Source organism: Moraxella haemolytica (genome assembly GCF_030177935.1).
GTDB lineage: Bacteria > Pseudomonadota > Gammaproteobacteria > Pseudomonadales > Moraxellaceae > Moraxella > Moraxella haemolytica.
Window position 1 is genome coordinate 32,108 of record NZ_CP089974.1, and the last position, 21,745, is coordinate 53,852.

Sequence of the window (21,745 nt, forward strand, 5' to 3'; positions counted from 1 at the left end):
AAATCGTTACACATTACCCATAAGACCCCTTGGGGTTGTATGGTCAAGTAATGAAGTGCACATGGTGGATGCCTTGGCAGTCAGAGGCGATGAAAGACGTGATAGCCTGCGATAAGCGTCGGTGAGGTGGCAATATCCTGTGACCCGGCGATTTCTGAATGGGGAAACCCACTTATCATAAGATAGGTATTCTATTCTTTGGATAGAAGGCAAACCGGGAGAAGTGAAACATCTCAGTACCCCGAGGAAAAGACATCAATTGAGATTCCCCAAGTAGCGGCGAGCGAACGGGGAGGAGCCGATCAAATTTACAGTAGCAAAATGGCGTGGGAAAGCCAACCATAGTAGGTGATAGTCCTGTATGCGAAACTGTTTATGAGACATATTAAGTAGGGCGAGACACGTGAAATCTTGTCTGAAGATGGGGGGACCATCCTCCAAGGCTAAATACTCCTGACTGACCGATAGTGAACCAGTACCGTGAGGGAAAGGCGAAAAGAACCCCTGTTAGGGGAGTGAAATAGAACCTGAAACCGTGTGCATACAAGCAGTCGGAGCGGACTTGTTCCGTGACGGCGTACCTTTTGTATAATGGGTCAGCGACTTATATTCTGTAGCAAGGTTAACCGTTTAGGGGAGCCGTAGGGAAACCGAGTCTTAATAGGGCGTCTTAGTTGCAGGGTATAGACCCGAAACCGAGTGATCTATCCATGAGCAGGTTGAAAGTGCCGTAACAGGCACCGGAGGACCGAACCCACTGTCGTTGAAAAGCCAGGGGATGACTTGTGGATAGGGGTGAAAGGCTAATCAAACTCGGTGATAGCTGGTTCTCCCCGAAAGCTATTTAGGTAGCGCCTCGGACGAATACCATTGGGGGTAGAGCACTGTTTCGGCTAGGGGGTCACACCGACTTACCAAACCGATGCAAACTCCGAATACCGATGAGTACTATCCGGGAGACAGACGGCGGGTGCTAACGTCCGTCGTCAAGAGGGAAACAACCCAGACCGCCAGCTAAGGCCCCAAATTCCTAGTTAAGTGGGAAACGATGTGGGAAGGCACAGACAGCTAGGATGTTGGCTTAGAAGCAGCCATCATTTAAAGAAAGCGTAATAGCTCACTAGTCGAGTCGGCCTGCGCGGAAGATGTAACGGGGCTCAAACTAGGAGCCGAAGCTGCGGATTTAATTGTTTCAATTAAGTGGTAGGGGAGCGTTGTGTAAGCCTGTGAAGGTGTATCGTAAGGTATGCTGGAGGTATCACAAGAGCGAATGCTGACGTGAGTAACGACAATGCGAGTGAAAAGCTCGCACGCCGGAAGACCAAGGGTTCCAGTCCAACGTTAATCGGGGCTGGGTGAGTCGACCCCTAAGGCGAGGCCGAAAGGCGTAGTCGATGGGAAATTGGTTAATATTCCAATACTTGTTTATGATGCGATGGAGGGACGGAGAAGGTTATGTCAGCCTGGCGTTGGTTGTCCAGGTGGAAGGATGTAGGTAGGTTTAGTAGGCAAATCCGCTAGACTATTACTGAGATCTGATAGCAAGCCAGTTTACTGGCAAAGTGGCAAATACCATGCTTCCAGGAAAAGCTTCTAAGCGATAGTCATAAACAAATCGTACCCGAAACCGACACAGGTGGTCAGGTAGAGAATACCAAGGCGCTTGAGAGAACTCTGCTGAAGGAACTAGGCAAAATGGTACCGTAACTTCGGGAGAAGGTACGCTGCCGATGGTGATAAGACTTGCTCTTTGAGCTGTTGGCAGTCGCAGATACCAGGCTGCTGCAACTGTTTATTAAAAACACAGCACTCTGCAAACACGAAAGTGGACGTATAGGGTGTGATGCCTGCCCGGTGCTGGAAGGTTAATTGATGGGGTTAGCGTAAGCGAAGCTCTTGATCGAAGCCCCAGTAAACGGCGGCCGTAACTATAACGGTCCTAAGGTAGCGAAATTCCTTGTCGGGTAAGTTCCGACCTGCACGAATGGCATAATGATGGCAGCGCTGTCTCCAGCAGAGACTCAGTGAAATCGAAATCGCAGTGAAGATGCTGTGTACCCGCGGCTAGACGGAAAGACCCCGTGAACCTTTACTACAGCTTTACATTGAACTTTGACCTAACTTGTGTAGGATAGGTGGGAGGCTTTGAAGTGGTGACGCCAGTTGCCATGGAGCCAACCTTGAAATACCACCCTGGTTATGTTGGGGTTCTAACTTAGATATAACAGTATCGAGGACAATGTATGGTGGGTAGTTTGACTGGGGCGGTCTCCTCCTAAAGAGTAACGGAGGAGTACGAAGGTGCGCTCAGAACGGTCGGAAATCGTTCAAAGAGTATAAAGGCAAAAGCGCGCTTAACTGCGAGACCCACAAGTCGAGCAGGTACGAAAGTAGGTCTTAGTGATCCGGTGGTTCTGTATGGAAGGGCCATCGCTCAACGGATAAAAGGTACTCTGGGGATAACAGGCTGATACCGCCCAAGAGTTCATATCGACGGCGGTGTTTGGCACCTCGATGTCGGCTCATCTCATCCTGGGGCTGAAGCAGGTCCCAAGGGTATGGCTGTTCGCCATTTAAAGAGGTACGCGAGCTGGGTTTAGAACGTCGTGAGACAGTTCGGTCCCTATCTACCGTGGGCGTTGGAAATTTGAGAGGATCTGCTCCTAGTACGAGAGGACCAGAGTGGACGAACCTCTGGTGTTCCGGTTGTTTCGCCAGAAGCATTGCCGGGTAGCTACGTTCGGATGGGATAACCGCTGAAAGCATCTAAGCGGGAAGCCCACCTCAAGATAAGATTTCCCTAAAGAGCCGTTGTAGACTACGACGTTGATAGGTTGGGTGTGGAAGCATGGTGACATGTGTAGCTAACCAATACTAATTGCTCGTTTGGCTTGACCATACAACACCCAAGTGGTTTAAAACCATTTCATGTGTTGTATAAGTAAGTGTAAAGATTTTACCTAACAAGCTTGAATCAATCTTGAATAAAAATAAAAAAACAGACTCATACAGCGTTGTTAATCCTTTTACGCTGACGACAATAGCAAGATGGAACCACCTGATCCCTTCCCGAACTCAGAAGTGAAATGTCTTAGCGCCGATGGTAGTGTGGTTCGCCCATGTGAGAGTAGGTCATCGTCAGCACCTTATTTCAAACCCCTCACATTGGAAAATGTGGGGGGTTTATGTTTGGGGTTGGGTTTCATATTGTTACTTTAAGTGTACTAAAGGCATACTGAAAATTCATGAGAAATCATTTACAATGAATTAAATACTAAGGTATTGTTTTTATTCACTTTTTATAGGTTTTAGTAATTATGAAAATTCATACAACAGTGGCTAGACGCCCATCTTGGCGTGGTATTCTTGCAGGACTTTTGATGGGTCTTGTGGTTTCTATGATGATGTTAGCCTTAGCATTGGTGCTAAGCTCATTTTTATCGCTAGATCTTCGCGGTGCAGGTATTACAGCGGGCATTTATGCTGCCGTAACCGCTTTATTGAGTGCATTTGTGGCTGGCTTCTTTGCTGTCAAAGCCTCCGCACCAGAAGCCTTATTTGGTGATGGTACTGACATTCTACCAAAAGATGCAACATTGACAGGCATTCTGACCGCAGCTGCGATCGTGGTGATTACTTCTGTTTTTGCAATGAACAGCGTATCAGGTATTGTAAGAACTGCAGGAAATGCGGTTGGTACGACAGCAAATGCTATAGGTGGAGCCGCTAGTGCTGTAACCTCAACAGCTGCTACCGTTGCCGGTGCTGGTGCGGTAGCTGCTAATTCAGATGGCAATCTTGCAGGTCGTGCAGAAGAGCTGTATCAAAAAGCAACTGGTAACATCAATCGTCAAGATATTGAAGCATGGGTTGCCAAGAATAATGATACTTTTAATCAATCGCAAGTACATGCAACGGTGAATGTACTAGAAGATATGTTAAACAAAACTCGCAATGATGTCGCTCAAATGGATTTTACCAATCTTGATACTTGGAAAAATATTGATGAGTATGCTAAACAGCGTGCAGATGAGATTGAGACTGTATTGACTGGCGATGAATTGATTGACCGTTTACAAGCAGAAGGTCTAAATCAAGCTCAAGCTGTTGAAGTTCAACAAGAAACATTAGCTTCTTATCACGAATATCTTGATAATACTAAGCAAGCCGTTGCTGATGCTCGTGCAACCATGGAACAAGCATTGCAAGTTGCCGAAGATACTGCTCGTAAAGCAGCTCTATACTCTGGTCTTTTCTGGTTGATAAGCACGCTATTAACTTTCTTGGCAAGCATCATTGGTGCAAGAACAGCTGCCGCTAATTATAGACTGTCTGTCTCACCAGTAGTATTGCGTGATGAGCGTAAATAATTCATGATTAAATCAATAAAACCTGCAAGTTAGCAGGTTTTATTTTTGATCTAAATTTGACTAAAAATCGCCTTAAATTGAAAAAGACGATCCGCAACCACAAGTGGTGGTGGCATTAGGGTTGTTAACCACAAAACGAGAACCTTCTAGCCCTTCAATATAGTCAATGGTCGAGCCATGCAAGTACTGATAACTTAGACTGTCTACAACTAAAATTGCATCGCCATTTAAAAAAGTGGCATCATCTTCTTCAACTTCTTCAGCAAAGTCAAAGCCATAAGAAAAACCTGAGCAGCCACCACCTGTAACATAGACTCGTAGCATGAGCGAATCATTATTTTCGGCCATCTTTAGTTTTGCTAACTTTTTGGCGGCATTGTCCGTGAGTGTCATGAGATTGTTCATTGTCGTCTCTGATTGTTTTTGTGTTGGTATTATATCATAATCGGCAAGATTTTAATTATACAAGGAATGTCTCTGTTATAATAGATGGCAAACTGTTTGGAAGTATTTTATGATTGATTTTAAAAATGTGTCGGTTCGCCGTGATGGCAGGTTGCTGTTTAGCGATGTCAATTTACAGCTGCACAAATCGCAAAAAATTGGTCTGACAGGCAATAATGGCACAGGTAAATCCACCTTGTTTGCTACTTTATTGGGCGAGCATCAGACGGATGTGGGCAGTGTTGAGATGCCAAGTGATTGGCAGATTGCTCACATGGCACAAGAAGTGCACGCAACTAAGATACAAGCGATGGATTATGTGCTGTCTGGTGATGGTGAATGGTATGAGTTAAATCAAAAATTACAAAATCAATCGGCATTGTCCGCCGAAGAGATTGCTCCTATTTATGGGCGGTTTGAGGAGATTGATGGCTTTCGTATACCGACTAAGGCTGCACAGATTCTCTCAGGTCTTGGCTTTAGCGATGGTGATCACACTAGAGAAGTGGCAACTTTCTCTGGTGGCTGGAGGATGCGACTCAATCTTGCTCGTACACTCATGCACCGTGCTGATGTTTTGCTACTTGATGAGCCGACCAACCATTTGGATTTGGATGCGATTTTGTGGTTGGAAGAGTGGCTTGCTAAGTTTGATGGCTTGATATTGTTAATTAGTCATGATAAGGATTTTTTGGATGCGGTGGTGGGACATATTTTGCACATTGAGCAGGGCAAGATTACGCTGTACTCAGGCAATTATAGTCAATTTATTCGTACTCGTGCCGAACGCCTTTCTCAGCAAGCACAAGCCTATGAAAAACAGCAAGCAATAAAAGCACATTTGGAGAATTTTATCCGCCGTTTTGGGGCAAAAGCAACCAAAGCCAAACAAGCCCAAAGTCGTGCCAAACAGCTAGAGCGTATGGCTGATATTGCCCCCGTGATGGCGGATTCAGCTTTTAGTTTTGAGTTTTATCCGCCAAGTCATATGGCAAGCCCATTGATTGTACTGGATAATGCCACCATCGGTTATGACAAACCGCTCATGACAAAGGTAAATTTACAAATCACGCCTGAAGTGCGTTTGGGTATCTTGGGGGCAAATGGTGCGGGAAAATCAACCCTAATTAAGGCGTTGGTTGGCGATTTGCCATTGCTTGGTGGTGCATACAAGGTGTCAGAAACTGTAAAACTTGGGTATTTTAATCAGCATCAGATGGATGCGTTAGATGGCAATGCCACGCCGATGATTCTGCTTCGTAGGCTAGCAGGGGCAACCTCAGATGCTGATTTACGGGCATTTTTAGGGAGTTTTGATTTTCGTGGCGAGAAGATTGATACGCCGTGCTATCTTTTCTCAGGTGGTGAGCGTGCCAGATTGACCCTAGCACTCATCGTTTGGCAGCGTCCGAATGTACTGGTGCTTGATGAGCCAACCAACCATTTGGATTTGCAGATGCGAGATGCACTCATGCTTGCTCTACAAAATTTTGAAGGGGCGTTAATTTTGGTATCGCATGACCGTGGATTGATTACTTCAGTTTGTGATTCTCTCATCTTGGTAGCTGATGGGCGAGCAGAAGAATTCGCTGGCGATATGGTTGATTATGCTGAGCATCTAAGACACGCAAGATTACAAAGACAAGCTAAGACGGTCAGTTTAAATACGCAAAACAAAGTTGCCAATCAGACATTAGGGCTGTCCAAAGAAGAAAAGCGTAAACTGGCGGCTCAAAATCGTGCCAAGACTGCACCACTGCGTAAAGAAATAGAAAGGCTGGAAAAACAGCTAGACAAACTTTCTGATGAGCTGAGTCGTGTTGAAGAAACCTTGTCCGACCAAAGCCTATATGATGATGCTAATAAAGAGAGGTTGTTGTCTTTGTTATCTGAGCAATCTAATTTACAATCTGAGCTTGGCGAGGTAGAAGAGTTACTACTTTTGGCGATGGATAAGCTTGAGTGCTTAGAGCAGTCATTAGAACAAGGTGGCTAGTGATGAAACATGATGTACCTGTTGATTATTATGCGGTTTTGGGTGTGTCAAAGTCAGCAAGCAAAGATGAGATAAAGCGTGCTTATCGCAAACTTGCCACACGCCATCATCCTGATAGAGTGGGAGAGGGTGGTGAGATTGTGCTTATCAATGAAGCCTATGCCACTTTAAAAGATGTGGAGAGTCGTGCCAGATATGATGCTTATCACACCATTTATTGTAGTGTGATGGGCAAGGCGGTTCATCAAATTGGAAAAAAACTGCAACAATCGCCCACAGCTATGGCAAATCTACAAAAAGCCCAAATCAAGGTGCATCAGCTGATGCGTGCCACCGAGCGGCGTTGGCAGACATTGGAGTATGATTGGCAGCATGATAAGGGTGCTTTTAAAAATGCTAAAATCTTAATAGATAAAGCATGGACGATGTTCAAGCAAGCCCAAAGCCACACCAAACAACAAGCACTGCCTGTACTTGTCATTAGTGCTGATGTCGCTATGCATGGCGGACAAGTTGGCTTTGTGCATTTTGGTAGGAATATTCGCACCACGCTACCTAAGGGGTTATCAGATGGCTTGCAGGTTAAACTTGTCATTGATGGTGCGGAGGCATGGTTTGTAATCAAGGTGTCTGATGTATCATGTTGATATGGACGGCTGTGGTTAGGTGCGTATTGAAATTTAGCAAAACCTTGCCTTGATGGATTTATAGATTTGTTTTTTAAGGAATGATAAGAGAGATGATGAATACAACTTTTGCTCCGCCTTTTTGGCTAAAAAACCCACACATTCAAACAATCCTACCAAAATTTTTGGTGAAAGATACACTTGATTATGAACGCCATCTTTACAAAGACAGTTTGGATGAGAGTGATGTGGCATTTGATTATCTACTGGCGGATGATGTCTTGGTAGATGGTAAATACCAAAAACCGTTGGTTGTACTGTTTCATGGCATGGAGGGTTCAAGCCAAAGTCATTATGCACGAACGCTTGCTAAGCAGGTGCAGACGGCAGGTTTTCATTTTGTGGTGCCTCATTTTCGCTCGTGTGGCGGCGTGGCGGTATCTGGCAAGATATTTTATAATGCAGGCGATACTGCAGAGTTACACCATTATTTAGGCATCTTAAAACAGCAATATCAGACCATCTATGCGATGGGCGTGTCTTTAGGTGGTAATGCCCTTGCCAAATACATGGGCGAGTATGGCACTGATGCCATCTGTGAGTGTGCGGTGGTGGTGTCTGCTCCTGTGGACTTGGCGAGTGCGTCGATTGCGATGGATCGACTGCTTGGCAAGAAAATCTATACGCCATATCTGTTAAATCCTATTATTAAAAAAGCACTGGACAATCAGATTACTGCTGATGAAATCACTGCTCTAAAGCGTGCTAAATGTATGGGTGATTTTGATAATATATTTACCGCACCTCGCCATGGTTTTGTCTCTAAAAATGATTATTATCGTCAAGCGTCCGCTTTGCCTTATTTAAAGGAAATAGTCAAGCCGACACTCATCATCACCGCTAAAGACGATCCGTTTTTGGGGGTAACGGCGGAGCGTGGCGATGTTTCATCACAAGTTGTTCTGCTAACTACCGAGCATGGCGGTCATATTGGCTTTATTGATTATGATTATGCTACTCGTGCATTTTGTATGGATTATATTCCAAAGCGGGCATTGGCATTCTTTGAGGGTTGTGTGTGATGCGAATGCTATTTTTGGTGGTCATTGTCATTTTATTTCAGCTGTTTACTTTTATTGTCGGTCGTGGGCTTGAGTGGTTGGTGCGCCCGTATGTCGCCAAGCCTAGACGATGGATCACGCCGGCGTTCTTTGTGGTGAGTAATGTGTTTTTGGCGGTGTTGTTCTTCGGTCAATTTCGCCTTGGTGTGGGCTATCTGGCGGTGTTGTGGCTTGGCGTGCTAACCGTGATGATGGTGGTTTTGGCATCGTTTATCTTGCGTAGGTTATCGCTTGATGGGCGGTTTTCTACCGTGATTAGGGTATTTGCTGTTTTGGTGTTTGGTGTGTTGGTGGGGTTGTCAGTTTATAATGCCTATACACCGACCGTGCGATATCTGTCGGTGCAAATTGATAAACCGATGGCAAAGCCTGTACGCATTGGGTTGGTATCAGATTTACATTTGGGCAGTCTGTTTGGTGCAAATCAACTAGATAGACTATCTGAGTTATTAAAAGATGAGCGAGTTGACCTGTTACTCATGGCAGGCGACATCATGGACGATGATACAAAAGCCTATGACGAACAGAATATGGCGGCGGCGTTTGCACGAGTGGTTACAGCTACCACAGATGGCGTAGTAGCAAGTTTGGGCAATCATGATTTGTATGATACCGATGCTTACCTTGATATTGTTCAGGCGATCCGTGAGGCAGGAGCGACTTTGCTTGATGATAAGGTTGCGACCATTTATGCAGGCGGTGTACCGCTTTCTATTATTGGTCGCTTTGATGATCATGTGCTTAATAGACAAAGCAGTGATGAGTTGTATGGTCAGCTTAGTCAGCAACAACAGTTACAGCCTGTAATCCTGCTTGATCATCGTCCCAGTCAGATCGATGAGAATGTCAAGTTGCCCATAGATTTGCAGGTGTCGGGACATACGCATAATGGGCAGTTGTTTCCTGCCAATTTTATTGTAAAAATGCTAAACCGTGTTGCTTATGGGTATAGACTCATCAATGGCACACACATCGTGGTATCATCAGGCTATGGTTTTTGGGGCATACCTTTGCGTTTGGGCAGTCAGTCAGAGCTATGGGTGATTGAATTGTCAGGTAAGTAGGTCTTATTCATCAACCGCAAAAAATTAAAGAGTAAATAAAAAAGCGTTTTGATAATGAACGCTTTTTTATTTACTTGATAACCTAGTCAAAGCTGTGCAAGCCAGTATTTAACTGGCTTTTAAACCTAAGACATCTTGCATGTCGTACAGACCTGCTGGTTGCTTGCTTGCCCAAATGGCAGCACGCACTGCCCCTGCAGCGAAAGTTAGGCGACTCATTGCTTTGTGTGTGATTTCGATGATTTCGCCATTCATGATGAACTCGACCGTATGCTCACCGACAATCTCACCGCCACGAATGGCGTGCATACCAATCTCGCCTTGACTGCGTTTGGTCGCACCTTGACGACCATGAACAAGGGCGGTTTTTAGGCTTTGCCCACGAGCGGTGGCAACCGAATTTGCCATCATTAGGGCTGTGCCAGACGGTGCATCAATCTTATGTTTGTGGTGATGCTCAATAATCTCAACATCAGCATCTAACCCCAATACCTTGGCTGTGGTGGCAAGTAGATTTAGGCTTAGGTTGACACCTGTTGAGAAGTTGCCTGCATAGACGATGGGAATGGTTTTGCTTGCTTCTTGTAATTTGGCTTCTTGTTCATCACTAAGACCAGTTACACCCATCACAAGGGCGGTCTTATGGGTAGTGCATTGAGCGAGTACTTCATCTAGTGCTTCAGGTAAGCTAAAGTCAATGAGTGCGTTAATTCCTGACACATCCAGCGTGCTTAGAGCAACGCCATTTTTGCCTGTCCCAATAAACTCACCGGCATCTACCCCAATGAGACTTGAGATACCACGCACAAATGCACCTTTTAGGGTGGTGTTTGGATTGTCTTGGGTGGCTTGTAGTAGCATTCGCCCCATGCGACCTGACGCACCCATGATGCCGATATTTAGGCTATTCATGCTTTGTCCTTATATTAGATGATTTGATGTGTTTTGATTATAACAAACCTTGTGTGGTTTTTCATCAGTATCTGTAAAGAAAAAACCGATGAAAAACCAAAAAATCTCGCCAAAATTGATGTTTTGGTGAGATAATGGCAATTACCAAGTATAGCCCAATCGGATACCTGCTTTGGTTTGCTTATCTGTTTCGTCACCATAATGCTGTTCAACCTGCACGCTGGCATTTAACAATCCTCGTTGCACCATCACACCAACATTGGCATATTTATCATCGCCAAAGTGTTGTGCAAAGCGATGATTATTGACCGATACCACACCCATGCCTTGATTATGCTGATAACCCAAGCCGATACTTGGGGTGATGGTCAATGTGCCATAACTTAGGGCGGTTTGTAGCTGGATATCGCCACCAATTTGGTTGATATGCGTGCGGTCTAGTGCGATATTTGCCCCATTGAGATGATAATTTGCCCCATCAAGTTTGTGATGGCGAGCATAGACGCTTGGTAAGATTACGATTTTTTCGCCAAATTGATGATTAATGCCTATGCCAACGCTTGAAAAATGACGCTTGTTATGATTGCTTGCCACTACAGCATTGGTGCGACCAAAGCCTAAATCCAACATAAAGGCAGTATCATGCCAATGATATTTGGCAAAAATATTAGCAAGCATGCTGTTTTGTTCAGTATGCATACTATCAGCCAGTTGAGCGGTACTGTTTTGTTTCGTGATGGCGACGCCGTAGCGTAGATTGTCCGTTTGGCGACTTAAGCCAAGCTGTTGACTGTTGGTTTTGCGGTCATATGGACGGTATAAATTGCTTTGATGCGTGCCTTGACTATGATCAGCTTGCAACCAGATACCGCTCAAATTACCATGTAAAGTCTGACTTAGGCGATGACTCAGCGATAAAATATCGTACGCCTGCAATGATAAATCTGACAACGCAGCATTGGTATAACGGCTGATGATGTCAGCTTGTTTTTGTTGAGCTAAACGCTCACGCTCTGCTTGTTCAGCCTTAGCCTTTTCTTCTGCTTCACGAGCTAAACGCTCTTTCTCTGCTTGCTCTTTTGCTAAGCGTTCCGCTTCTAGTCTTTCTTTTTCAAGTTGAGCTAAACGCTCACGCTCTGCTTGTTCAGCCTTAGCCTTTTCTTCTGCTTCACGAGCTAAACGCTCTTTCTCTGCTTGCTCTTTTGCTAAGCGTTCCGCTTCTAGTCTTTCTTTTTCAAGTTGAGCTAAACGCTCACGCTCTGCTTGTTCAGCCTTAGCCTTTTCTTCTGCTTCACGAGCTAAACGCTCTTTCTCTGCTTGCTCTTTTGCTAAGCGTTCCGCTTCTAGTCTTTCTTTTTCGGCTTGTTTGTCCAATTCTGGATTGTACAAATAGAACGCTTGTGCGTCATTGCCCAGCGTATAACGGTACGCTCCCAAATCCACAGCACTGTTCGCTAGTGTTATGGTCGGGTTGTTTTGGTTGCCCAGTGTCTTGATGAGTGTGAGCTTGCTGTTTGGGGCGGCAGGTTCTGCACCGTCATTGGCAATGTGCAAAGTGTGCTGACCTGCGGTCGTGCCATGCACCACAATCTGATCGCCCAGTAGGTCTTTGATGCGGGTGCGATAATAAATCTGGCTACTGCCTGTCAAATCGCCCAAAACATTTAGGGTGTGAAAGTCGCCATCTTGGCTGAGTTTGATGGCACTACTGTTGAGTGTCAAATTGCCAATCGTGCCATTTTGATTCATCTGCCATTGACTATGATTGAGTTTTAGATTGGTGTTTTGAGAACCCAAGATAGAACCTGTCCAATCGGTGGCGGTCAAGGTTGCCCCAGCGTTGCCATCAAGATGGACATCGCCTTTCAAGACGGTATCTACTCGATGAGTTTGCTGGTCGGTAGGCGACAGCGTTTGGCAGTCAATCAAGCCGTTATAGTCTGAGCGAACGCACAGTTTGCCCTGACTGTTTGGCAAAAATCCAATGTCAAATTTGGCATTGTTTTTCCCCACCAAATTGGCATAGATGGCATTTGCCCCTCGTGCCGACATGACGGTGGCGTGATTATTGGCGTTGATGGTTTTGGCAGTATATTGTGTCTCTACCCAAGTGTTTTTATTGGGGTCAAAATCTTTTTGGCTAAGATGGTCAAACGCCTTTGGTGTGGGTCTGCCTGCCAAAATAAGTGTGCCATCTTGGGCGGTCAAGTCATTGACAAAACTACCGCCTGTCAGTAGCCATTTTGCCTGTTTATTTGTGGGATTAAAGACGACATTAAGCTCGCCTTGTTGTTCTGTATTGCCCAACTGACCTGCAAAAGCGGTCATCACGCCTTGACTGTCCAGCAAGGCTTGTTTGGCATTTTGGGCTTGCGTGGCATCACTGCCCAAATCGATGTAGTTGGCGGTATTTGCCCCAGATTGTCTGTCCAGATGGGCATTGCCAATGACGGCATAATGTCCGTTTTCATCCTTGCCAAAGACAAAATCACGAGACGAACGCCATGTCAAAGTAGAAGCCGCTTGGGTGTTGTTATTGATGATTTTGGCACCGTCGTCAACATTGTGCAGGTAGTTGGTGGTGATGGATTGACCGTTCAAATCCAGCACACCGCCTTTGTGTCCAAAACGAAAATCGTTGTTTTTGACTTGGTTGGCACGGTTGAGAATGACTTGACCACGACCGCTGGCCAGCTCTACATATTTGGCAGCTTGCCCGTCTTTATCCAAGATGACTGTGCCATCGCCCACGCTGATGCCGCCTTGATTGTTGCCTTGCCCACTGATGGTCAGTGTGCCAGCACCCAGCTTGGCAAGATATTCGTCGGTTTGCCCAAGCTGGCTGTACACGGTGATCTTTTCTTTGATACCAACTTGGTAATCCACATGACTACCATCGCCCACATAGATACCGCCGCCTGTGTGCGTCTTGTTATCGCCTGTGATGAGCAGGTTGGTTGGTGCGTCTGTACCAATATAAAGTGAGCCGCTTTTTTGGTCAATGTCGCTGGCAAGTGTTAGTGTACCACTGGTGTCAATGTACACATCTTTGTGTTTTTCTACCAAAGTCTCGTCAAGCTGTGTGTCATCCTCTTTTTGTTGCCAGACCAGCGCGTCCGATGTAAGGGGGGGGGCTATGGCATTATTGTATTCGGTCAGTTGTTTGAAATATGGGTCAAACAGGGTGTATTGGTCGCTATACGCATTGACTCGGTTGATGCGGTCTTGGTTGGTCGCACCGCCATTGCCACTTTGTACAAAACCGATTAATTCCCATTGCTGGGTCAGTTTGTTAAAACCATAAAGACCGCTGCCGCTATCACCCGGCTGAATGGCAGCGGCTAGGGGTAGACGCTCGCCATCTGGTGTGACGATAGGGGTGTCATTGGCATCATAAAATTTGCGATAATCGGTGTCTTCGCCAATCAGATAAAAGGACAGATTGTTGGCATCGGTGTTGTTTTTGCTGTAATTGACAGAAAGTTCTGGTTTTAGGGCAGGGGGCAGACCTGCGGTCAAAAATTCATGCACAAAAGTATTTGTGCCCAAGTCTGTATGATGTGGGTACACGCCTTGGAATGATACAGGATCACCTGTGTTTGGGTCTACCATTTCTAGCACGCCAGCACCCACATGAACAAAAGCACTGTAATTTTCTACCTTAAAGTTGCCCATGTCATCTAGGCTTGGTGTTGGTGCGGTTTCGGTAACTAGCTTGTGTAAGCGTGGTAGGGCAATGTCATACACAGAGCCCATACTATAATATGTCCAAAAATCGCTATTGGCATCGCTTGCGGTTGCTTCATCTTCGGTCTTGATGATTTTGTGGGCATCAAGCCCTACTGGATAGCGACCTGCGTGTGAAACATGGACATCGAGATCTTTTTCCATGTCGTTGCGTTTGACGACAAAATAGTGATTTTTTGGGGCGTGATGACTGTCATTTGCCCCAAAGCTCAGTCCATCGTACACCAGTTGCAAATTGCTAGCGGCGGTGTTGGAACGATCTTTGGCAAATTGTTGATGGTCTTGCCCAAGCAGTACATAGGTCGGATTGTGCTGTACTGTCCCTGTTAGCTGTGGTGAGATGAGCGTAACCACGCCAGATTTGGTATTGGCGGCACTAAAATCAGGCACGGGCACACCTGCTGGCAGTAGCGTACCGATGATGTCGCCATTTTTGTTGCGAATCACAATGTCGGTTGCACCAGCTACAAATTCGCCTTTATTTTCGGCAAAATCTCGATAGGTTTGCAAATCAATGTCATCACGAATACTAGAAGCATGGGCAATATGGCTGGCAATGGCGGTGGCAAGAAGGGTGCGTTTTAGCATAAAAAATCCTTTGTTGAATCTTATTAGGGAAAATTTTTTGTTATTATTCAATAAAAAATACCCAAAAGCAAGACAGACAATCTGTAAAACTTCACTTTTTTGCAAAGATTGGGTAAAAAACCCCAACGATTGCTGGGGCTTGAAGTGATGGGGTCTGTTAGCTCGACAAAAAGATGATACAAACAATTTTAACTTTTACAAGTTAGAATTGATATAGACGGCGTTGTAAAAATTATTTAATCACTGTTGCATAAAGTGCGGTTACCAAAGCTACCTAAGGATATAATGTTGTTTTCTTATTAATATTTGTTTGGCTTGTATTTTAGTAATTCTTGCCTTGCGTTCTTTAGCTTCGACCTCCAAGTGTTCAACAATATTTTTCTAAGCCACCTATGCGGTGTGCTACTAGATATTTTATATAAAATATCTTATGTAATCAAGGTTTATGGTGTGATATATTAAAAATACCAATATTTTTTTGTTTATTGATAAACCCTTGATTTTATTTTTAAAAATTATAAACAATAAGTGTCTACATATTGATTTTTGGTGAGTGATGGACTGATTGCAAAATTGAAAAAAGCACGGCTTGTTACCGTGCTTTTTTCAATAGATTAGTCAAACAAATCTTTGACATCATCTTTTATTTTATCAAAAAAGCCTTTTTTCTTGGCATTGGCAATATTTTCCTTGCCGAGACTTGCTTTGAATTGACGCAACAGCTCTTTTTGTTCATCACTTAGGTTGGTTGGGGTCTCAACGATGATACGACAAATTAAATCGCCCACCATGCCACTGCGTACAGTCGTAACACCTTTGCCACGCACTCGTAGCAGTTTGCCAGTTTGAGTGCCTTCAGCAACTTTGATTTTTAGGCGACCATCTAGGGTTGGTATCTCAACTTCATCACCTAAGGCGGCGGTGGCTATATCTACAGGAATATCCATGTGCAAATCCGCACCGTTGCGGGTAAATATTTCATGATCTTTGACATGAATCTCTACATACAGATCGCCATTTGGCATACCAGTATCGCCTGCCTCACCTTTGCCTGCTAGACGCACACGGTCGCCATTGTCCACACCAGCGGGAATGGATACCTCTAGAGTCTGAGATTTTTGTTGTTTGCCTTCGCCATGACAGTCTGGGCAAGGGTTCTTGATGGTTTTGCCAGTTCCATGACAGTTAGGGCAGGTCTGTTGCATAACAAAAAAGCCTTGCTGTACACGCACTTGACCATGACCGCCACAACTGGTACAAGTAACGATGTCGGCGTCTGATTTCGCCCCTTTGCCATGACAGGTGGTACAGCTGACCGATGCACTAAAGTTGATTTCTTTTTTACAGCCTTTAACCGCTTCTTCGAGTGTTAAAGCCAGTCGGTATAATAGGTCATTGCCCTTGCTAGCACGAGAGCTACGAGAACCACCAAAAAAGTCGCCAAAACCACCACCGCCGAACTGTCCAAAAATATCGCCAAAGATGTCGCTAAAATCGCCACTAAAGCCACCTGCACCACCAAATCCGCCATTATTCATGCCTTGTTCAAAGGCGGTATGACCCATGCGGTCATAACTGGCACGCTTTTGGGCATCGGATAATACCTCATATGCCATCGTGGCTTCTTTGAATTTTTCTTCGGCACTGGGGTCGTCTGGGTTTTTATCGGGGTGGTATTTCATTGCCAGACGGCGATAGGCTTTTTTGATTTCTTTCTCGTCTGCTGATTTATCCACACCTAGGACGGTATAAAAATCTCTACTCATGTTAATTCCACAATATCAAGATAGTTTTGCCTTTAATGGTGGTTGTGTCTGTTTTATCAAGGCAGATGATAAGAAAAATTAAGAAAATTATGAAAATGAAGCAAAGCGGGTAGATGTGTCATTCACCAACACAGGCTGAGTTGGTGAATGACTAAGTTGAACCAAGCAGTAAAACCACAAAAGGATAATCAACCGGGCTGTTGTGAATAGGTTGCTTGTTTATCAGCCATATTAAAAAATATGCCCAATTCATCAATGGTTCGTTGGATGATTGATGACATCACCAATCGTTAGCTACTGGGCATTGACAAAATCAATCAGCTCGCTTGTGTCAATCTGTCCTTCAAAGAGTGTGCCGTTTTCATGAAAAATGGCAGGCGTGGCAAAAATGGCTAAGGCGTGGGCGATCTGTTGGTTACTGGCAAGTTTGTTGTCTAAACTTTGACAATCTTGGGCGGTGTGAATGTCTTTCATGGCAGCACTTAATAGTGCAGCTCGCTTGTCATTATCAGATTCGCACCAGATTCTAGCCATAGGAACATGCGACTCATCATAGATGGGGTAGCCGATGGCCTTGACGGTGATGCCTTGACTATTTAGTTCATGGATTTTTTCATGAAAAATCCTGCAATACGGACAATGAATGTCAGTGGCCACATATAAAGTAGCATGGCGTTGACCTTTGGCAGGGTAGGTGGTTAAGGCTTGCTCATCAAGTTGGGTAAAAACATGGCGGTTTTTGGTGAGTTCAAACTCATCATCAAGACCTGCTAAGCGACCATTTTTGATGACAGAAATCTCTGAATTGATGAAATATTTGCCATCACTACTCACCAAAAAGGTCGTGCCACTACCTGACACGCCCCACAGTAGCCCATCAACATTTGTGTGATAAAACATACTTTGCTCATTGATGTTTTTTAGAGCGGTCATGTTGTTCAGTAAGGCGGTTTTATGGGTGTTGCTGATGGGTGTACCTGCCTTTCCTGAGCTGATTTGTCCATTGATGGGGGTGATTGGGCTTGGGTTTGGTTCGATGTTGCCACCAATGATGTAGCTTAGGTCATCAGTGATGAGTAGTGGTTCTTGATCACCTGCCAAACGAATCTGTGTGAGTGATGTGATGGGGCTTGGGCTAATATCTGCAATCGGTACAATCAGCCCTGCATCAAAGAGCGTACGGCGGATATCGTCATGCGTTGGTGCGGCGTTGGCGGTGTGAATGCTTGCCATGATAATGAGACTTGCAAGTATAGACTTGATGATGTTCATAGATTTCATATGTGTCACTAATAAATATTGTGCGTAAGTGTTTAATTGATGATATTGACTATTAAAACTGAGCCACTTCTTCTGCTGTCAAAAATCGGCATTCGCCCATCTCTAGACCGTCTAGGTTGATTGCACCGATACTGGCTCGGTGAAGTTTGATGACTTTATTACCAAAATACGCCATCATGCGTTTGACCTGATGATACTTGCCTTCGGTGAGTATCAAGGTAGCGTGTGTCTCATCGCTAAAAGACAGCTGAGCAGGACGAGTTTTAACATCATCACCTGCTAATAAGATGCCATTTGCCACCTGCTTAATGGCGTTCGCTTGTTCATCGGCAGTCATGGGGTCGGCAAGGGTGAGTTCATAGCGTTTGGGCTGATGGCGTTTGGGGCTAGTAACTCGGTGTAGCCACGCCCCATCGTCTGATAGGAGCAATGCTCCTGTGGTATCAACATCAAGCCGTCCTGCGATGCGTAAACTTGATACTTCTGGCACAGCGATCAGCTCGGTTACGATGGGGTATTCTTTGGCTTTTAGGGTGCATTCAAATCCATCTGGTTTGTATAGCAGAATGTAGCGGTTGCCGTCCGCCACGGATAAGGGTTCGCCCGCCCACAACACTTCATCATCTACGCCAATGTGCGTGCTACCATTTTTGTTGATTTCGTCATTGATGGTAACCTCGCCTCGGTGGAGTATCTTTTTGCACTCACTACGAGACAGCCCAGTCGCTTTGCTTAGAAATTTATCAAGTCTCATGATTTTTATCACTTAAATAAAGTAAAATAATGGGTTAAAATAGCCTTAGTCTATCATATTTACCCAGATTAACAAATAAAAAATGACCTATCACACTCCTGCTATCCCCTGCCAAGCTGTCTATGAAATCAAAAAGAGCGAATTTCTCGCCTTTGCTTATCCCATTAACAATAAAAGCGATATCATGTTTCATGTGGAACATTTACGCCAGACCTATCCTGATGCTCGCCATCATTGCACCGCTTATATCATCGGTGATCCACATAACACCACATCGGCAGGCTTTGATGATGATGGTGAGCCAAATGGTACGGCAGGAAGACCGATTTTAAATGTTTTGCAACATAAGGGCATTGGTAATGTGTTGGTCGTGGTGGTGCGATATTTTGGGGGGATTAAGCTTGGGGCAGGGGGGTTGACTCGAGCCTATGCGACCGCAACACAACTGGTGGTAGATGAGATGGCACTGACCATCTTTGTGCCTAAATCTGTGCTGACCGTTGCCACCACCTTTGCTCACGAAGCCCAAGTTCGTTATTTGGTTGGGCAAATGGACGGTGAGATTTTATCGGTGGATTATGGTGCTGATGTCGTGATGAGTGTGCAGATGGATAGCGAAAAAGTGAGTGAATTTGGCGGTGGTCTTGGGGTTTATGGGTTGCTTTTGGACGAAGAGAGCGAAGAATAAAAAAATCCTTTAAAATTCGCATCTTAAAGGATTTTTTGGTGGGGTTATTGATTAGATTTTACATGCACCGCCTTCACAATCATCAATAGCGGTGTCGCTGTCAAAACCGCCACTGACTGCACTGTCGGCAAAGTCGCCTAGCATGACATCAAAGTCTAGTTCATCAAAATTGACATCAAGTTCATCGGATTGGGTTTGTGCGTTCATAACATACCTTTAATGTTTGGTCAAATCTAAGAGAGTGATTAGTGAGCCATTATATCAAAAATGACATCAAAAAACTGCCAAAATTAGCAAGGTGTGCAGATATTGGCGGTTGTGCGATTGTTTATCATCATTTTATAATTAAACATAAAGCCACAGAGAAAACCCTGTGGCTTTATGTTATCTTACTTTTCCATCTACTCCATGTTTGTAATCCATCACTTATCAGCGTTCATCCATGTGGCGTATCCATTTGCCATCTCCTTGCTGATGTGCGTATTATGCCAATTTCTGATATGTATGAAAATACGCTAATATCGTAAAGTTGTGTAAGAAAATGCTTACAAGAAGTTTACCACATCGGTGGTATCTATCTTGGCAAGCCTGCTTGCCCTTGCCATAAATATAGCTAAAAGCTGATGCCAGATGCTAAGCATTGCCAAGCTCGTTGCCCAAAATAGATAAAACACTTTATAATACCCCCATGATGACCACTGGTTCAACTCTTTATTACTCATGCTAAAGCCAAAAACTAAACCAACATTAGAAACAAAATGACAGCCAAGCCCAAAGACTTGCCCATGCTAGACGGTGTATCCGCCAGTATGATTTATCTAGAGAAAATGGATGCTGTGGTGCAACCAAAGCGTCTTTTTGATTTTTTGTGCCAAAAGTTCGCCCACATTGCTGTTGATGAATGGCGACAGCGGTTTGTTGATGGGTTGGTGTTTTGGGATGATGGTGTGCCTGTTTGTATTGATGATGAGTATGACTATGGGCGGACGATTTATTATTATCGGTTTTTAAAACATGAAATCATTGTGCCGTTTTCTCATGAAATTATCTTTGAAAACCAAGAATTGATGGTGGTGGATAAGCCACATTTTTTGACCATAACACCCAGTGGTCAATATGTACAACAGACACTACTGACTCGCCTAAAAAAAGACAGTGGCAATTCCAAGTTATCGCCCATTCATCGACTGGATAAAGAAACGGCAGGGCTGATACTCATCAGTAAAAATCCTGCCACTCGTGGGCTTTATCAATCCTTATTTAAAAGCCAAAACATCAAAAAAATCTATCATGCCATAGCACCTGTTAGGCATGATTTAATGTTTCCGCTGGATTTGCACTTACATCTGGTGCGAAAAGAGCCATTTTATACCATGAAAGTGGCAGACGGCACGCCCAATTCTCACACGCACATCACCCATCTTCAGACAAGGGGCGACTGGGCAAAGTATGAACTATATCCCACCACAGGCAAGTTACATCAGTTGCGTGTGTATCTAAGTCATCTGGGCATTCCCATCAAAAACGACCCATATTACCCTACGGTACGCCATAAAGCACCTGATGATTTTGGTTCACCGTTGCAACTGCTAGCAAAGTCGTTGTCTTTTATTGATCCTATTACTGGCGAGCTGATGGCTTTTGAGTCGAAGCGTCAGTTGGAATTCTAGCTTGCAGGTATGATTGACAAAGGTGTTAGGAGATGCTAATGTGGCAAAATCCGCACAGCTGATGGCAAGATTGGCAGGTGGATGATTGATGAGACATAGATTGTTATCAAGGAGTGTGCGATGAGCGAATTTGTTACTTGTGATTTATTGGACGAAAATGAGGATAAGGATATTGGGGTTGTCAGCCCAAGCATTGACGGTCAGTGTTTTAGGAATTTTGGTGGTAAGTTGGCATTTGGCGGGCAAGCCGTTACTGTAAAATGCTTTGAGGATAATTCTCGTGTTAAAGAGCTGTTGGCAACCAAAGGTGAGGGCAGAGTGCTTGTTGTTGATGGCGGTGCTTCCATGCGTTGTGCATTGCTTGGCGATATGATTGCAAAAGGGGCAGTAGAGCAGGGTTGGGCAGGCGTGATTGTCTATGGGTGCGTGCGTGATGTTGATGAATTGGCTGTGCTTGATTTGGGTGTGCAGGCATTAGGATGTATTCCCAAAAAATCCACCAGAAAAGGTGTGGGTGAGACGGGCATTACCCTAAATTTTGGGGGTGTGAGTATCTGTGAGGGCGACTATGTCTATGCGGATAATAATGGCGTTTTGGTTTCTAAGATCAAACTATTATGATTGCCCAGATTGATGCTTTACTGTTCCTTAAAACCTATCTAAACTTACCCAAAGGCAAATTTAGCGTTTAATTTCTACTTCATCACCCATTGCTCTT

General features: G+C 44.6%; 15 protein-coding genes, 2 rRNA genes and 1 pseudogene. 10 read left to right on the plus strand and 8 right to left on the minus strand.

The genetic code is table 11. The features are described from left to right. Positions 1-41: 41 nt before the first annotated feature. The 3 genes from LU276_RS00135 to LU276_RS00145 all read left to right on the plus strand — a co-directional run bounded on the left by LU276_RS00135 (position 42) and on the right by LU276_RS00145 (position 4,370). Positions 42-2,899: ribosomal RNA gene (locus LU276_RS00135) — 23S ribosomal RNA — on the plus strand. A gap of 131 nt (positions 2,900-3,030) precedes the next feature. After that, positions 3,031-3,144 (plus strand): 5S ribosomal RNA (gene rrf, locus LU276_RS00140). Between the two features lie 173 nt (positions 3,145-3,317). Continuing rightward, the gene (locus tag LU276_RS00145) at positions 3,318-4,370 is read left to right on the plus strand and encodes a hypothetical protein (protein WP_284673702.1); all 1,053 of its coding nucleotides are present in this window, start codon (positions 3,318-3,320) and stop codon (positions 4,368-4,370) included. A gap of 72 nt (positions 4,371-4,442) precedes the next feature. On the opposite strand, the gene erpA is transcribed toward LU276_RS00145, so the two are convergent. After that, positions 4,443-4,775: an iron-sulfur cluster insertion protein ErpA gene (erpA, locus tag LU276_RS00150; RefSeq protein ID WP_284673703.1), complete on the minus strand. Its 333-nt coding sequence runs from the start codon at positions 4,773-4,775 to the stop codon at positions 4,443-4,445. A gap of 109 nt (positions 4,776-4,884) precedes the next feature. On the opposite strand from erpA, the gene LU276_RS00155 reads away from it, so the two are divergent. From LU276_RS00155 to LU276_RS00170, 4 genes and pseudogenes are all read left to right on the plus strand, one after another. After that, entirely contained in the window at positions 4,885-6,810 is a 1,926-nt protein-coding gene (locus LU276_RS00155; protein ID WP_284673704.1) for an ABC-F family ATP-binding cassette domain-containing protein, read from the plus strand. Between the two features lie 2 nt (positions 6,811-6,812). After that, a pseudogene (locus tag LU276_RS10025) lies at positions 6,813-7,010 on the plus strand (DnaJ domain-containing protein); the annotation flags it as partial. 539 nt (positions 7,011-7,549) lie between these two features. After that, positions 7,550-8,518, plus strand: coding sequence for a YheT family hydrolase (locus tag LU276_RS00165; protein WP_284673706.1), 969 nt, complete (start codon positions 7,550-7,552; stop codon positions 8,516-8,518). Beyond that, a complete protein-coding gene (locus LU276_RS00170) occupies positions 8,518-9,621 on the plus strand; it encodes a metallophosphoesterase (RefSeq protein ID WP_284673707.1) in 1,104 nt (367 codons plus the stop codon). Before LU276_RS00165 ends, LU276_RS00170 begins: the two co-directional genes overlap by 1 nt. A 108-nt stretch (positions 9,622-9,729) precedes the next feature. Here the strand turns inward: LU276_RS00170 and dapB are convergent, their stop codons facing one another. The 5 genes from dapB to LU276_RS00195 all read right to left on the minus strand — a co-directional run bounded on the left by dapB (position 9,730) and on the right by LU276_RS00195 (position 18,669). Then, positions 9,730-10,533 carry a 4-hydroxy-tetrahydrodipicolinate reductase gene (gene dapB / locus LU276_RS00175; protein WP_284673708.1) on the minus strand — a complete coding sequence of 268 codons (804 nt, stop codon included), beginning with the start codon at positions 10,531-10,533 and terminating at the stop codon, positions 9,730-9,732. Positions 10,534-10,674: 141 nt separating this feature from the next. Then, a complete protein-coding gene (locus tag LU276_RS00180) occupies positions 10,675-14,868 on the minus strand; it encodes a S6 family peptidase (protein ID WP_284673709.1) in 4,194 nt (1,397 codons plus the stop codon). 614 nt (positions 14,869-15,482) lie between these two features. Then, entirely contained in the window at positions 15,483-16,634 is a 1,152-nt protein-coding gene (gene dnaJ / locus LU276_RS00185) for a molecular chaperone DnaJ (protein WP_284673710.1), read from the minus strand. 294 nt (positions 16,635-16,928) lie between these two features. Continuing rightward, the gene (locus tag LU276_RS00190; protein WP_284673711.1) at positions 16,929-17,906 is read right to left on the minus strand and encodes a DsbC family protein; all 978 of its coding nucleotides are present in this window, start codon (positions 17,904-17,906) and stop codon (positions 16,929-16,931) included. A gap of 61 nt (positions 17,907-17,967) precedes the next feature. Continuing rightward, entirely contained in the window at positions 17,968-18,669 is a 702-nt protein-coding gene (locus LU276_RS00195) for a pseudouridine synthase (protein WP_284673712.1), read from the minus strand. Between the two features lie 82 nt (positions 18,670-18,751). Between LU276_RS00195 and LU276_RS00200 the strand changes: the two genes are divergently transcribed. Next, positions 18,752-19,357: a YigZ family protein gene (locus tag LU276_RS00200; RefSeq protein ID WP_284673713.1), complete on the plus strand. Its 606-nt coding sequence runs from the start codon at positions 18,752-18,754 to the stop codon at positions 19,355-19,357. 51 nt (positions 19,358-19,408) lie between these two features. Here LU276_RS00200 and LU276_RS00205 read toward each other — a convergent pair whose 3' ends face one another. Together LU276_RS00205 and LU276_RS00210 are read right to left on the minus strand one after the other, a co-directional pair. After that, positions 19,409-19,564 (minus strand): hypothetical protein, encoded by a 156-nt coding sequence (locus LU276_RS00205; RefSeq protein ID WP_284673714.1) that lies wholly within the window; start codon positions 19,562-19,564, stop codon positions 19,409-19,411. A 338-nt stretch (positions 19,565-19,902) separates the two neighbouring features. Continuing rightward, a complete protein-coding gene (locus LU276_RS00210; RefSeq protein WP_284673715.1) occupies positions 19,903-20,079 on the minus strand; it encodes a hypothetical protein in 177 nt (58 codons plus the stop codon). 36 nt (positions 20,080-20,115) lie between these two features. Between LU276_RS00210 and LU276_RS00215 the strand changes: the two genes are divergently transcribed. Next, positions 20,116-21,027 (plus strand): pseudouridine synthase, encoded by a 912-nt coding sequence (locus LU276_RS00215; RefSeq protein WP_284673716.1) that lies wholly within the window; start codon positions 20,116-20,118, stop codon positions 21,025-21,027. A gap of 120 nt (positions 21,028-21,147) precedes the next feature. Beyond that, positions 21,148-21,648, plus strand: coding sequence for a ribonuclease E activity regulator RraA (gene rraA, locus LU276_RS00220; RefSeq protein ID WP_284673717.1), 501 nt, complete (start codon positions 21,148-21,150; stop codon positions 21,646-21,648). Positions 21,649-21,745: the final 97 nt, after the last annotated feature.